The organism is Nocardioides anomalus (genome assembly GCF_011046535.1).
Lineage (GTDB): Bacteria > Actinomycetota > Actinomycetes > Propionibacteriales > Nocardioidaceae > Nocardioides > Nocardioides anomalus.
Window position 1 is genome coordinate 3,892,840 of the sequence record NZ_CP049257.1, and the last position, 14,006, is coordinate 3,906,845.

A 14,006-nucleotide genomic window follows, 5' to 3' on the forward strand; every position below is an offset into this window, starting at 1 on the left:
CTGCTGCCCGCCGGCACGAAGATCGCCGTGACGGCCCCGAGGTGGTCGTCGCCGCCGGCACGCTGATCCTCGGTCGACGGCGCAGGACCCAGACACCACCCGGAGCCGTGCTCGGCTGGCGAGGTGACTACTGACGTCCCGCGACCACGGCTTCGAGCGCAGCGGGAGCAAGCGCGGTCGATTCGTTGGCGGAACGCCGGAGGAGGAGACCGACTCCGACACCGACCGGGACCGACAGCGTCAGCCACGCGACGACAGCCACCAGCAGCAGCACCATGCCTTCATGGTGCCCGGCAGGCGCGTCGAATTCCCGGGAATCGCCACTCTCCGGTGGTCGCACCGCCGAGGCTCAGCGCAGCATCTCGCGGATCGCCCGGGCCAGCGCCCGCGCGTACCGCTCCTGACCCTGCGGAGACGTCATCACCGCGGCGTCGCCGCGGTCGCGCATGTTGCCGGCCTCCAGCATCACCGTCGGCACGTCGGACAGGTTGAGCGTCCCGAGGTCGCCGCGCTCGTCCAGGCCGTCCCCGCCCGCGATGTAGGTCGCCACGTCGAACCCGCCCTTGACCAGCGCCGCCTTGGTCACCGACGCCAGCCGCCTGGACGCCGCGAAGATGTCGTCGGTCCACGGTGCCCGGTCCGGCGGGTAGATCACGTGGAAGCCGTGCGCGCCCGCGGCGTACGACCCGTCGCCGTGGATGCTGATCTTGAGGTCCGCGCCGCGCGCGTTGCCGGCCCGGCCCCGGACGTCGACGCACGGCCCCCACCGGTCCTCCGAGTTGGACTTCCGGGTCAGCACCACCGTGGCGCCCGCCTTGACCAGCTTCACCTGCAGCCGCTTGGTCACCTTCCAGGCGAACGTCGCCTCGGAGTACCCGCCGTCGGTCGACGTCCCCGTCGTGTTGCACGGCTTGGTGAACCCGCCGGCCGGCACCGGCCGGTTGATCTCGGCCGGGAAGTTGTGGTTGCCCAGCTGGTGCCCGGCGTCCAGCACGACGACCTTGCCCGCCAGCGGCTGGTCGGCGGGTACGGCGGGCGCGGCCGTCGGCCCGGCCGCCAGCGCGGCCAGCAGCGGCGCGAGGAACCAGCTCACTCGTAGCCCAGGATCTCCTGGCGCTTCTCGCCCCAGGCCAGCGCGGAGGCGATCGCGTCCTGCAACGACAGCTCGTGGTGCCACCCGAGCAGCTCGTGCGCCCGGTCGACGTTGGCGTACGCGCCCACGGCGTCCCCCGGCCGCGGCGGGGCCTCGCTCAGCGGCACCTCGTGCCCGAAGACCTCCTCGAACGCCGCGACGAGCTCGCGGACCGTCGTACCGGAGCCCGTCCCGAGGTTGATGACCACGCTAGGCTCGCCGGTCGCCGCGAGCACCCGGTCGAACTCCTCGACCGCCTTCACGTGGGCCCGCGCGATGTCCCAGACGTGGATGTAGTCGCGGATCCCCGTCCCGTCCCGCGTCGGCAGGTCGGTCCCGGTGATCGTGAAGCTGTCCTTCTGGCCCCGCGCCGCCATCACCAGCTGCCCCAGCACGTGCGACGGCTCCTTGGCGTAGATCCCCGACTCCAGGTCGGGGTCGGACCCGATCGGGTTGAAGTAGCGCAGGATGATCGCCCGCAGCTCCGTCGCCGCCGCCATGTCCTGCAGGACCTGCTCCATCATGTGCTTGGTCCGGGCGTACGGCGAGTTGGGCGCCAGCGGGTCACCCTCGAGGACCTCGAAGCCCTCCTTGGCGGCGTACAGGCTGGCCGAGCTGGAGAACAGCACCCGCGGCTTGCCGAGCCTCTCGAGCTGGTCGAACAGCTCCAGGGACTTCGCCACGTTGTCCCGGTAGTACTCGTAGGGCTGCTCCACCGACTCCGGCACGATGATCCGCGCCGCCATGTGGATGGTCGCGTCCAGGTCCGGGTGCTCGTCCACCACCCGTGCCAGCAGGTCCCGGTCCGCGATGTCGCCCTCGTAGAAGATCCGGTCCCTCACGAACACCTGCGGCCCGGTCAGCAGCGAGTCCAGGACGACCGGCACGTGCCCGGCCTCCTCCAGCGCCTTGGCCGTGATCGAGCCGATGTACCCGGCGCCGCCGGTGACGAGGACCTTCATGACGCCAGCCTAGAGAAGGCGCACCTCAGTGGTGGTCGAGGAGTCCGAGGAGGTAGGTCCCGTACCCGCTCTTCACCAGGGGCTGCGCGAGCTCGGACAGCCGCGCGTCGTCGATGAACCCCATCCGCCAGGCGACCTCCTCCGGGCACCCGATCTTGAGCCCCTGCCGGTGCTCGATCGCCCGCACGTAGTTGCTGGCCTCGTTGAGGTCGTCCACCGTCCCGGTGTCCAGCCACGCCGCACCGCGGGGCAGCACCGCGACCTGCAGCCGCCCCTCCTCGAGGTACGTCCGGTTCAGGTCGGTGATCTCCAGCTCGCCGCGCGCCGACGGCTTCAGCGCGGAGGCCTTCTCGACCACGTCGGAGGAGTAGAAGTAGAGCCCCGGGACGGCGTAGTCGCTCCTGGGCTCGGCGGGCTTCTCCTCCAGGGACAGGGCCTTGAAGTCGGAGTCGAACTCCACCACCCCGTACGCCGTCGGGTCGGCCACGCGGTAGCCGAACACCGCGCCCCCGTCGAGGTCGTCGAACCGGTTCAGGCGGGAGCCGAGCCCGTCGCCGTAGAAGATGTTGTCGCCGAGCACCAGCCCGACCCGGTCGTCACCGACGTGGTCGGCGCCGATGATGAAGGCCTGCGCCAGACCGTCCGGGCTCGGCTGCACGGCGTAGGAGAGCCGGACCCCGAACTGCGACCCGTCCCCCAGCAGGCGCCGGAACTGCTCCGCCTCGTGGGGCGTGGTGATGACCAGGACGTCCTGGATCCCGGCCAGCATCAGCGTGGTGAGCGGGTAGTAGATCATCGGCTTGTCGTAGACGGGCATGAGCTGCTTGCTCACCGCGAGGGTGATCGGGTGCAGCCGGGACCCCGTCCCACCAGCCAGGATGATTCCACGCATGGCCAGGCAGCCTAGTTAGCGGACCAGCAGAGCAGAAACTAGGCTCGACGCCCGTGGACCGCATTCTCGTGACCGGTGGCGCCGGGTTCATCGGCTCCAACTTCGTGCACCACCTCGTCCGGGAGACCGACCGCCAGGTCACGGTCCTCGACAAGCTGACGTACGCCGCGAGCCGCGAGTCCATCGACGCCCTGCCCCAGGACCGCGTCGAGCTGGTCGAGGGCGACATCACCGACGCGACGCTGGTCGACAAGCTGTTCAGCGACCACCGCGAGGTCGTGCACTTCGCCGCGGAGTCGCACAACGACAACTCCCTGCACGACCCGAGCCCGTTCATCCAGACCAACATCGTCGGCACGTTCACGCTGCTCGAGGCGTCCCGCAAGCACGACGTGCGCCTGCACCACGTCTCCACCGACGAGGTGTACGGCGACCTCGACCTCGACGACCCGAAGCGGTTCACCGAGGACACGCCGTACAACCCCTCCTCGCCGTACTCCGCCTCCAAGGCCGGCTCCGACCACCTGGTCCGGGCGTGGGTCCGCAGCTTCGGCGTGCGCGCCACGATCTCGAACTGCTCCAACAACTACGGGCCGTGGCAGCACGTCGAGAAGTTCATCCCGCGAATGATCACCAACCTCATCGACGGCGTGCCGCCCAAGGTGTACGGCGACGGCCTGAACGTCCGCGACTGGATCCACGCCGACGACCACTCCTCGGCCGTGCTGCGGATCCTCGAGCAGGGCCGGGTCGGCGAGACCTACCTCATCGGTGCGGACGGCGAGCGGAGCAACCTCCAGGTCGTGACCGCGCTGCTCGGGCTGTTCGGGCGCGACGAGAGCGACATCGAGTTCGTCACCGACCGGGCCGGTCACGACCGCCGCTACGCCATCGAGTCGGGCAAGCTGCGCGCCGAGCTGGGCTGGTCGCCGCGGTTCCAGGACTTCGAGTCCGGGCTGGCCGACACCGTCGAGTGGTACCGCGCGAACGAGGACTGGTGGCGCCCCCACAAGCAGGCCACCGAGGCCTTCTACGCGTCCAAGGGCCAGTGAGCGAGCCGGTGACCGAACTCAGCGTCGAGCCGACCCCGATTCCCGGGCTGCTCGTCGTCCGCCTCCCGCTGCACGAGGACAGCCGCGGCTGGTTCAAGGAGAACTGGCAGCGCGCCAAGATGACCGCGCTCGGCCTCCCCGACTTCGGGCCGGTCCAGCACAGCGTGGCGCACAACGCCCGGCGTGGCGTGACCCGCGGCGTGCACACCGAGCCGTGGGACAAGTTCATCTCGATCGCCCACGGCCGGATCTTCGGCGCGTGGGTCGACATGCGCGAGGGCGAGTCCTTCGGGACCGTCTTCACCCTCGAGGTCGACCCGTCGGTCGCCGTGTTCGTGCCGCGCGGCGTCGGCAACAGCTACCAGGTGCTCGAGGACGACACGACGTACTCCTACCTGGTCAACGACCACTGGCGCGCCGGCCTGGCCTACCCCGCGCTCAACCTGGCCGACCCCACCGTCGCCATCGCCTGGCCGATTGCGCTCGACGAGGCGGAGATCAGCGACAAGGACCGGACCACGCCGATGCTCGGCGACGTCGAGCCGATGAAGCCGCGCAAGACGCTCATCATCGGGGCCAAGGGCCAGCTCGGCCGCGCCCTCCAGGCCGACTTCCCCGACGCCGACCTGGTCGACCTCGACGAGCTCGACGTCACCGACGCCGAGGCCGTCGCCGCGTGGCCGTGGAACGGTTACGGCCTCGTCCTCAACGCCGCGGCGTACACCGCCGTCGACGCCGCCGAGACCCCCGACGGCCGGCGTACGGCGTGGGCCGCGAACGCCGGCGCCCCCGCCACCCTCGCCCGCCTCGCCACCGAGCACCGCTTCACGCTGGTGCACTACTCGACCGACTACGTCTTCGACGGCACCGCCGACCCGCACACCGAGGACGAGCCGTTCTCCCCGCTCGGCGTCTACGGCCAGACCAAGGCCGCCGGCGACACGGCCGTGGCGACCGCGCCGCGCCACTACGTCCTGCGCACGTCGTGGGTCATCGGGGACGGCCACAACTTCGTGCGCACCATGCAGCGGTTGGCCGGCGACGGCGTCAGCCCGAGCGTGGTCGCCGACCAGGTCGGCCGGCTCACTTTCACCAGCGAGCTCTCGCGTGCGACCCGGCACCTGCTCGACGTCGGCGCGGCGTACGGCACCTACAACGTCAGCAACGGCGGCCAGCCGCGCTCCTTCAACGGTTGGGCGCGCGAGGTGTTCACGCTCAGCGGCCGGGACGCCGAGGACGTCGCCGAGGTGACGACCGAGGCGTACTACGCCGGCAAGGACGGGCTCTCCCCCGGCCGCTGCGCAGCACGCTCGACCTCGCCAAGCTCGAGGCCACCGGCTTCGCGCCCGAGGACGCGCGGACCGCCCTGGAGAGGTACGTCGGGACTAGCGCCGGCGGGTGAGCCCGGCCAGCGCCGGCCGCACGTCGGCCAGGTAGACGAACGCCGCGATCGTGAAGGCGATCGACAGGATGCCGATCGGCGACCCGATCAGCTGCAGCACGACCCCGAGCCCGAGGATGATGCACCAGGCCGGCTTGGTCAGCTTGTCGGCGGCCTTGTAGGCCTCGCCGGAGAACAGCAGCGAGCTGCCGAGGGCGAAGATCTTCACCGCCAGCAGGACGAAGAACACGACGAGCATGACCGTGCCCTCGACCTGGAAGACGTTCATGCCGCCAGCCTAGAGGACGCACGACGGCCCCCGCGGACTCATCCGCGGGGGCCGTCGACGACCTGCTCAGGTCACTTGCTGGCGGTGGCCTTCTTGGCCGGCGCCTTCTTGGCGGTGGCCTTCTTGGCCGGCGCCTTCTTGGCGGTGGCCTTCCTGGCCGGCGCCTTCTTGGCCGTGGTGGTCACACCGGTGCTCTTCTTCACCGGGCCCGGGTCGACGACGCTGGCGGTCTCCTTGCGGGTCCGCTTGACCACGCGCTCGCCGCGCTTGGCCAGCGAGTCGAAGGTGCCGGTCGCGGTGGCGACGCTGGTGCTCACGAGCTTCTGGGCGTCACCCTGCAGCTCGGCGACGCGCTTCTCGATGGCGGTGCGGCGGGCGCGGGCGTCCTTGGACAGCTCGTCGACGCGCGCGGTGACGACGGTGGTCGCCTGGCTGCGCAGCGCCTTGGGCTGGAGGTCCAGGCCGCGGACCGACTTCTGGGCCTCGACGAACGCCTTGACGGCGTCCTTCTGGACGGTCTCGATGCGCTTCTGCGCCTCGGCGACGTACTCCTTGACGGCCTCGAGGGCCAGGTCAGCCGCGCCGACGCCCGCGTGCAGGGTCTTGGTGGCCTCGGTCTTGATGTCGAACTTGGTGGTGGCCATGGTGGTCACTCCTCTTCCTTGGTGGTGGTGGCGGCAGCCGGGGACGAGTGGATGCCGTTCTGCGCGAGGAACGACGCGTAGACGTCGAGCAGCGACTGCTTCTGCCGCTCGGTCAGTTGCGTGTCGCCGAGGACGGCGAGCTCGACCGAGCCCCCGACACCGTCGGCCGGGTTGATGATCCCGGCTCGCACGTACAGCGACTCCGCGGAGATCCGCATCGCCTTGGCGATCTGCTGCAGCACCTCGGCGGAGGGCTTGCGCAGGCCGCGCTCGATCTGGCTCAGGTAGGGGTTGGAGACCCCTGCCTGCTCGGCCAGCTGCCTCAGCGAGAGCCGCGCCGAGAGGCGCTGCTCCTTGAGGTACTCGCCGAGCGCGCCAGCGGTTTTGTTGACCTGCTCCCCGACGCGCTCGCCGACCTCGCCGACTCGTCCCTTGGCCATGTCTCCATGGTGCTTGCTCTAGTTAGCAGAAGCAAGCTGAGGCGCTGTGCGTCGCGTCACAAGGCCAGCGGGGCCGGGCCATCCCGGCGCTAGCAGCAGCAATCAGAACGCCGACCGCACCTCGCCCACCGGCTCCCCGGCACCCAGGACGGGCACGTGACCGGTGTCGGTCAGCGCCGCGGCGTCCACGCCCGCCTCGGTCGGTACGCCGTCGCGACGCAGCGCCTCGGCCATCACCACCGGCCGGGCCCGGGCTCCCCCGTCGTCGATCTTGAGGGCGTACGCGCGGCCGTCCGGCAACGCGACCGCGTAGCACGCCTCGGCCCCCGCCTTCCCGATCGCCCCGGGCACGGCCGTGAGCAGCCTCCGCTCATCGCGCGTCGTACCGGAGACGTACTCGGGATGGCTCCTGATCGCGTCCGCGATCCGCTGCTCGGGGCCCTCGGTGGCCACCGCCAGCGCCCGGAACCCGCGGGCCAGCCCGGTCAGCGACGCCGACAGCAGTGGTGCGCCGCAGCCGTCGACCGCGGTCACGGCGACCGGCTCACCGGTGACCTCCGCGAACGTCTCCGCGATGCCCCGCTGCAGGGGGTGCTCGGGGTCGAGGTACGTCGCGGTGTCCCAGCCGTTCACCACGCAGGTGAGCAGCATGGCCGCGTGCTTGCCCGAGCAGTTCATGAGCACCGGCCGCCGCTGCTCACCGGCCCGGATCGCGGCCTCCCTGGCCGCGTCGTCGAGCGGGTAGTCCGGCACGTTCTGCAGCGCGGACTCCTCGAGCCCGCCCACCGCCAGGATCCGGCGCACGCCCTCGATGTGGAACGGCTCGCCGCTGTGCGACGCGCAGGCCAGGGCCAGCAGCTCCGGCGGCAGGTCGAGTCCGAGCCGCACCATGCCCAGCGCCTGCAGCGGCTTGTTGCTCGAGCGCGGCAGGACCGGCGAGGACACGTCGCCGACCGACCACGCGGGCGACCCGTCGGCGGCCAGCGCCACGAGCGAGCCGCGGTGGCGGCACTCCACGAACCCGTTGCGGACGACCTCGGCGACGACGACAGGCTCACTCACCGCGCCAGGCTAGGCGCCTGAGAAGATGGCGCTCGTGCCGACCCCACCCGTGCCGCAGCACCACCCGACACCGGTGGAGCTGGACGACCTGGAGCTGCTCTCGACCGGCGCGCTGAGCGACCTCCGCGCCTTCAACGAGCCGGGCAGCCCGGTCACGCTCGCGCTCCCCGACGACGTCGCCGCCCAGGCCCGCAGCGTCGGCGCCGTGGAGCTGGTCGACCCCGAGGGGCTGCCCCTGGCTCGGGTCTCCTGGCCCGAGGGCGTGGTCGAGCCGCTGACCCACCCGCAGTACGGCCCGTTCCGCGACCTCGCGCTGGCCCCCGCGGCGTACCGCGAGCAGTACGCCGGCCGCACGGTCGTCCCCGTCACCGAGCCGCTGACCACCGCGCAGCTCGAGGAGCTCGCCCCGCTCGGGCCGGTCACGCTGCTGGCCCTGACCGGCACCGGCACGCCGTGGCTCTCGCCGGTCGGGCTCGTGCGCGCCACCCGCGCCGCCGCCCGCCTGCTGCCGGACGCCGTCGTGGTGACCGCCCCGCTCGCCTCCCACGGTGACGCGGAGACGGACCACGCCCTCGGCGTACGCGTGGTGGAGGCGTTCGCCGCCGGCGACCCCGTGCACGCCCTGGACAACGCGGACGACGACTACCCGGGCGAGGTAGCCGCCGTGGTCGACCACGACCGGCCGCCGCCCGAGCGCCAGGGCCTGGTCGTGTTCTTCACCGGCCTGTCCGGCAGCGGCAAGTCCACGCTGGCCCGCGCCTTCGTGGACCTCCTCCTGGAGCAGGGCGAGCGCACCGTGACCTCGCTCGACGGCGACGTCGTGCGCCGCAACCTCTCCGCCGGCCTGACGTTCTCCAAACAGGACCGCGAGACCAACATCCGCCGGATCGGCTGGGTGGCCGCCGAGATCAGCCGGCACGGCGGGGTCGCGGTGGTCAGCCCGATCGCGCCGTTCGACCAGACGCGGCAGGACGTGCGGCGGATGGTCGAGGACGCCGGCGGCGCGTTCTTCCTGGTGCACGTGGCCACGCCGCTGGAGGAGTGCGAGCGGCGCGACCGCAAGGGCCTCTACGCCAAGGCGCGGCGCGGCGAGATCCCGGAGTTCACCGGCATCTCCTCGCCGTACGAGGAGCCCCAGGACGCCGACGTCCGCGTGGACACCACCGGCCGCACCATCCCGGACGCCCTGAACGACGTCCTCGTGGGCCTGCGCGACGCCGGGTACGTCGACCTCGGCCGCCCCTAGCCGCCTGCTGGAGCACGTCGCCCCGGCGTGAGGGCGACGCCGATCTCACGCTCGATGGACGCGACCCCTATCGTCGGGGACAGAGGCCGCCTCAGGGTGCGTGGCGCGTCTCGAGGAGTTGGCGGGCGCGCTGGTGCCTGCACTCTCCCGCTGACGCGCCCGCGCGCACGGAAGAGCTCCGGATGGACCTGTTCACCACCACCGCCCTGTCGATCCTGGCGGCCGGCTTCTTCGTCGGCGTCGTGGTCGGGCTGACCGGCATGGGCGGCGGCGCCCTCATGACGCCCGCGCTCATCTTCCTGGGCGTCGGCGACGCCGCGACGGTCGTCACCGCCGACCTCACCGCGGCCGCCGTCTACAAGACCGGCGGCGCGGTCGTGCACGCCCGCGAGGGCTCGCCCAACCTCCCCCTGGCCAAGTGGCTGATCCTGGGCTCGGTCCCCTTCGCGCTGCTCGGGCCGCACCTGGTCGCCGGGCTGACCAGTGACGAGGACCAGCTCGACTACGTGCTCAAGATGGCGATCGGCTTCGCGCTGCTGCTCGCCGCCTCGACGTACGCCCTGCGCCTCTACATCAACCTGCGCCGGGTCCGCGGCGGCGCGGCCGAGGCCGACCCGAACCCGCCCATCCGCGCCGTACCCACCCTGCTCGTCGGCGCCCTCGGCGGTCTCCTCGTCGGCGTCACCAGCGTCGGCAGCGGCTCGGTCATCATGGTCGCCCTGCTGATGCTCTACCCCGGCCTCAGCGCCGTGCGCCTGGTCGGCACCGACCTGGTCCAGGCGGTCCCCCTCGTGCTGGCCGCGGCGATCTCCAACATCGCCCTCAACGGCCTCGACTGGGACCTGCTGATCCCGCTGGTCATCGGCTCGGTCCCCGGCACCCTCATCGGCAGCGCCATCGCCCCGCGTGTCCCGCAGTCCTTCATCCGCCGCGGCATCGTCGTCGTCCTGACCATGAGCGGGGTGGCCCTGCTCGACAAGGCCGGCTGGGCCCCGCTCGGCAAGGACGAGACGCACCCGCTCCTCATCGCCGGCATCGGCGTCGCGATGATCGTGCTCGTCCCCCTCATCTGGGGGCTGCTGCGCCGCCAGCAGGGGTTGCCGATGTTCGGCGCGCCGACCGTCGCCGAGCTCGAGGGCGAACGCCGGGAGCCGGCTCAGGGCCGCCCGAGCGCGCGGTAGGTCCACCCGGCCGCGCGCCACTCGGCGGGATCGAGGCAGTTGCGGCCGTCGATGAGGCGCGGCACTGCGACCTGACCCCTGAGCGTCGCTGGGTCGAGCGCGACGTACTCCGGCCACTCGGTGAGCAGCAGCACCGCCTCGGCGTCGCGGACGGCGTCCTCGACCGTCTCCGCGTACGTCAGGTCCGGCCACTTCTTCCGGGCGTTGTCGATGGCCTGCGGGTCGGTGACCGTGACCTGCGCACCCTGGAGCTGCATCTGCGCCGCGACGCTGAGCGCCGGCGAGTCGCGGATGTCGTCGCTGTCCGGCTTGAACGCCGCACCCAGAACGGCCAGCCGCCGGCCGACGATGGACCCGCCGCACACCTCGCGGGCCAGGTCCACCATCCGCACCCGGCGGCGCAGGTTGATGGAGTCGACCTCGCGCAGGAAGCTCAGCGCCTGGTCAACGCCGAGCTCGCCGGCGCGGGCCATGAAGGCCCGGATGTCCTTGGGCAGGCAACCGCCGCCGAAGCCGACCCCGGCGTTGAGGAACTTCCGCCCGATCCGGTCGTCGAAGCCGATCGCGTCGGCCAGCTGCGTCACGTCGGCCCCCGTGGCCTCGCACAGCTCGGCCATGGCGTTGATGAAGGAGATCTTGGTGGCCAGGAACGAGTTCGCGGCGACCTTGACCAGCTGGGAGGTCGCCAGGTCGGTCTCGATCTTCGGCGTGCCGTCCGCCAGGGCCGCGGCGTACACCTCGTCGAGGACGGCCGCCGCCCGCACGCCGCCCTCCCCCGGGCGCACGCCGTACACGATGCGGTCGGGGTGCAGCGTGTCCTGGACCGCGTGCCCCTCGCGCAGGAACTCGGGGTTCCACACCAGCTCCGCGGCGGGTTCCCGCTCCTCCACCCACTCGGCGAGCGACTCGGCGGTCCCGACCGGCACCGTCGACTTGCCGACGATGACGTCGCCCGGCTTGAGCAGCCCCAAGACCGTCTCGGTGGCCGCCCGTACGTAGGTCAGGTCGGCGGCGTTCTCGTGCTTCTTCTGCGGCGTGCCCACGCAGATGAAGTGCACCGTCGCGCCCGCCGCCCGCGACGGGTCGGTGGTGAACTCGAGCCGCCCCGTGGCCAGGGCGTCGCGCAGCAGCTCCTGGAGCCCTGGCTCGTGGAACGGCGGGCGGCCGGCCGCCAGGGCGGCGATCTGCTCCTCGACGACGTCGACGCCGACCACCTCGTGGCCCAGCGACGCCATGCACGCGGCGTGGACCGCACCGAGGTAGCCACAGCCGAACACGGAGATCTGCACACCCGGAGTGTAGGGAGCGGAGCGTCGCGCGGCTGAGCACGACGTGACGCCGAGGTGGCCACTGCCCGCACACCGGGTGGCGCGCGAAACTGCAGTTCCTTGCCAGAGTTTGGCCATCAGTTCGCCGCCGTACGGGGCGGCCGATACCCTGAGGGCTGCTGCCCAGCACATCCGCAGCGCGCCCCGATGCCAGAAGAGGTCTCTCGCACCTGATGTCAGTCACCCACGCCGACTACCGCCTGAGCCAGCTGGACCAGCTCGAGGCCGAGTCGATCCACATCTTCCGCGAGGTCGCGGCGGAGTTCGAGAAGCCGGTCCTGATGTTCTCCGGCGGCAAGGACTCCATCGTCATGATGCGACTGGCCGAGAAGGCGTTCTTCCCGGCCAAGATCCCGTTCCCGGTGCTGCAGGTCGACACGGGCTACGACTTCCCCGAGGTCCTCCAGACCCGCGACAACTGGGTCAACCGGCTCGGCGTGCGCCTCATCGTGGCCTCGGTCGAGGAGGCGATCGCCAACGGCGTGGTCGTCGACGACGGCAAGACCAGCCGCAACCGACTGCAGATCGGCACCCTGCTGAACGCCCTCGAGGAGGGCGGCTTCACGGCCGCCTTCGGTGGCGGCCGCCGCGACGAGGAGAAGGCGCGCGCCAAGGAGCGGGTCTACTCCCACCGCGACGAGTTCGGCCAGTGGGACCCGAAGAACCAGCGTCCCGAGCTCTGGAGCCTCTACAACGGCCGCCTGCACGAGGGCGAGCACATGCGGATCTTCCCGATCAGCAACTGGACCGAGCTCGACATCTGGGACTACATCGGTCGCGAGGACATCGAGATCCCCTCGATCTACTTCTCCCACCAGCGCCGGGTCTTCGAGCGCGACGGGATGCTGCTGTCCGAGTCGGACTTCAACCCGCTGCGTTCTGGCGAGACCGTCGAGGAGCGCACCGTCCGCTTCCGCACCGTCGGTGACCTGACGCTGACCGGCTGCGTGGAGTCCGAGGCGTCGACCATCCCCGAGATCATCGCCGAGGTCGCCGTGGCCACGGTCACCGAGCGCGGCGCCACCCGTGGCGACGACCGGTTCTCCGAGGCCGCCATGGAGGACCGGAAGAAGGAGGGCTACTTCTGATGGCCGACACCACCGAGACCCCCGTCCAGGGCCTGGCCGGCCGCGACGCCGACCTCCTCCGCTTCGCCACCGCAGGCTCCGTCGACGACGGCAAGTCCACCCTCATCGGGCGGCTGCTGCTGGACTCCAAGTCGATCTTCGCCGACCAGCTCGAGGCGGTGGAGGCCACCAGCCTCAGCAAGGGCTACGACTACACCGACCTCGCGCTGCTGACCGACGGCCTGCGCTCCGAGCGCGAGCAGGGCATCACCATCGACGTGGCCTACCGCTACTTCGCGACGCCGCAGCGCAAGTTCATCATCGCCGACACCCCGGGCCACGTGCAGTACACCCGCAACATGGTCACCGGCGCCTCCACCGCCGACCTCGGCCTCGTGCTCGTCGACGCCCGCCAGGGCCTGACCGAGCAGTCCCGCCGCCACGCGGTGATCCTCTCGCTGCTCCGGGTCCCGCACCTCGTGCTGGCCGTGAACAAGATGGACCTCGTCGACTACGACCAGGCTACGTACGAGAAGATCCACGCCGAGTTCCGCTCGTTCGCGACCAAGCTCAACATCCCCGACCTCGAGGTCATCCCGATCTCGGCCCTCAAGGGCGACAACGTCGTCGAGCGCTCCGAGCACATGGGCTGGTACTCCGGCCCCACCCTCATGCACCACCTCGAGCACGTCCACGTCGCCTCGGACCGCGACCTCGTCGACGTCCGCTTCCCGGTGCAGTACGTCGTGCGTCCCAAGTCGGATGAGCACCACGACTACCGCGGGTACGCCGGCCAGGTCGCCGGCGGCGTCCTCAAGCCGGGCGACGAGGTCGTCGTCCTCCCCAGCGGCATGACCAGCAAGATCGCCGGCATCGACCTCTTCGACCGTGAGATCTCCGAGGCCTACCCGCCCATGTCTGTCACGGTCCGGCTCGAGGACGACGTGGACGTCTCCCGCGGTGACCTCATCGCCCGCGTCAACAACGCCCCGCAGCCCAGCCAGGACATCGACGCGATGGTCTGCTGGATGACCACGCAGCCGCTGCGCCCGCGCCAGAAGCTGTCCATCAAGCACACCACGCGGACGGCGCGTGCACTGGTCAAGGACATCCAGTACCGCCTGGACGTCAACACGCTGCACCGCGACCAGGAGACCAAGGAGCTCGGCGTCAACGAGATCGGCCGGATCCAGCTCCGCACGACGCAGCCGCTCCTGTGCGACCCGTACTCCAAGAACCGCACCACCGGCTCGTTCATCCTCATCGACGAGGCCACCGGGGTGACCGTCGGCGCCGGCATGATCAACAGCGGCAGCTGAGCACAGCCGTC

At 71.2% G+C, this 14,006-nt stretch carries 14 protein-coding genes and 1 pseudogene; 6 read left to right on the forward strand and 9 right to left on the reverse strand.

Annotated elements, in window-relative coordinates; all coding sequences use genetic code 11:
* Window positions 1-127: 127 nt before the first annotated feature.
* From G5V58_RS19435 to rfbA, 4 genes are all read right to left on the reverse strand, one after another.
* Entirely contained in the window at window positions 128-277 is a 150-nt protein-coding gene (locus G5V58_RS19435) for a hypothetical protein (protein ID WP_165236429.1), read from the reverse strand.
* A gap of 72 nt (window positions 278-349) precedes the next feature.
* A complete protein-coding gene (locus G5V58_RS19440; protein WP_230486766.1) occupies window positions 350-1,093 on the reverse strand; it encodes an N-acetylmuramoyl-L-alanine amidase family protein in 744 nt (247 codons plus the stop codon).
* Window positions 1,090-2,094, reverse strand: coding sequence for a UDP-glucose 4-epimerase GalE (gene galE / locus G5V58_RS19445; protein WP_165236431.1), 1,005 nt, complete (start codon window positions 2,092-2,094; stop codon window positions 1,090-1,092). The genes G5V58_RS19440 and galE overlap by 4 nt, the downstream gene beginning before the upstream one ends.
* Before the next feature lie 25 nt (window positions 2,095-2,119).
* Window positions 2,120-2,986 carry a glucose-1-phosphate thymidylyltransferase RfbA gene (gene rfbA / locus G5V58_RS19450; RefSeq protein WP_165236433.1) on the reverse strand — a complete coding sequence of 289 codons (867 nt, stop codon included), beginning with the start codon at window positions 2,984-2,986 and terminating at the stop codon, window positions 2,120-2,122.
* Between the two features lie 53 nt (window positions 2,987-3,039).
* Here rfbA and rfbB point away from each other — a divergent pair, with 53 nt between their 5' ends.
* Together rfbB and G5V58_RS19460 are read left to right on the forward strand one after the other, a co-directional pair.
* Entirely contained in the window at window positions 3,040-4,038 is a 999-nt protein-coding gene (gene rfbB, locus G5V58_RS19455; protein WP_165236435.1) for a dTDP-glucose 4,6-dehydratase, read from the forward strand.
* A gap of 8 nt (window positions 4,039-4,046) precedes the next feature.
* Window positions 4,047-5,243: pseudogene (locus G5V58_RS19460) on the forward strand (sugar nucleotide-binding protein); the annotation flags it as partial.
* Between the two features lie 180 nt (window positions 5,244-5,423).
* Here G5V58_RS19460 and G5V58_RS19465 read toward each other — a convergent pair.
* The 4 genes from G5V58_RS19465 to G5V58_RS19480 all read right to left on the reverse strand — a co-directional run bounded on the left by G5V58_RS19465 (window position 5,424) and on the right by G5V58_RS19480 (window position 7,854).
* Window positions 5,424-5,708: a DUF2516 family protein gene (locus G5V58_RS19465; RefSeq protein WP_165236437.1), complete on the reverse strand. Its 285-nt coding sequence runs from the start codon at window positions 5,706-5,708 to the stop codon at window positions 5,424-5,426.
* 71 nt (window positions 5,709-5,779) lie between these two features.
* Window positions 5,780-6,352 carry a hypothetical protein gene (locus G5V58_RS19470; RefSeq protein ID WP_165227620.1) on the reverse strand — a complete coding sequence of 191 codons (573 nt, stop codon included), beginning with the start codon at window positions 6,350-6,352 and terminating at the stop codon, window positions 5,780-5,782.
* A 5-nt stretch (window positions 6,353-6,357) separates the two neighbouring features.
* Window positions 6,358-6,792 carry a helix-turn-helix domain-containing protein gene (locus tag G5V58_RS19475; protein ID WP_165236439.1) on the reverse strand — a complete coding sequence of 145 codons (435 nt, stop codon included), beginning with the start codon at window positions 6,790-6,792 and terminating at the stop codon, window positions 6,358-6,360.
* 102 nt (window positions 6,793-6,894) lie between these two features.
* Window positions 6,895-7,854, reverse strand: coding sequence for an asparaginase (locus tag G5V58_RS19480; protein WP_165236441.1), 960 nt, complete (start codon window positions 7,852-7,854; stop codon window positions 6,895-6,897).
* A 34-nt stretch (window positions 7,855-7,888) separates the two neighbouring features.
* Between G5V58_RS19480 and cysC the strand changes: the two genes are divergently transcribed.
* Together cysC and G5V58_RS19490 are read left to right on the forward strand one after the other, a co-directional pair.
* Window positions 7,889-9,100, forward strand: a complete 1,212-nt coding sequence (cysC, locus tag G5V58_RS19485) for an adenylyl-sulfate kinase (RefSeq protein WP_230486767.1) — start codon at window positions 7,889-7,891, stop codon at window positions 9,098-9,100.
* 182 nt (window positions 9,101-9,282) lie between these two features.
* A complete protein-coding gene (locus G5V58_RS19490) occupies window positions 9,283-10,281 on the forward strand; it encodes a sulfite exporter TauE/SafE family protein (protein ID WP_165236445.1) in 999 nt (332 codons plus the stop codon).
* Here G5V58_RS19490 and G5V58_RS19495 read toward each other — a convergent pair.
* Window positions 10,257-11,570, reverse strand: a complete 1,314-nt coding sequence (locus G5V58_RS19495; protein WP_165236447.1) for a UDP-glucose dehydrogenase family protein — start codon at window positions 11,568-11,570, stop codon at window positions 10,257-10,259. The two genes, G5V58_RS19490 and G5V58_RS19495, sit on opposite strands and share 25 nt — an antisense overlap.
* Before the next feature lie 212 nt (window positions 11,571-11,782).
* Here G5V58_RS19495 and cysD point away from each other — a divergent pair, with 212 nt between their 5' ends.
* Window positions 11,783-12,697: a sulfate adenylyltransferase subunit CysD gene (cysD, locus tag G5V58_RS19500; protein WP_165236449.1), complete on the forward strand. Its 915-nt coding sequence runs from the start codon at window positions 11,783-11,785 to the stop codon at window positions 12,695-12,697.
* On the forward strand, window positions 12,697-13,995 hold the full coding sequence (cysN, locus tag G5V58_RS19505; protein ID WP_165236451.1) for a sulfate adenylyltransferase subunit CysN: 1,299 nt from the start codon (window positions 12,697-12,699) through the stop codon (window positions 13,993-13,995). Before cysD ends, cysN begins: the two co-directional genes overlap by 1 nt.
* Window positions 13,996-14,006: the final 11 nt, after the last annotated feature.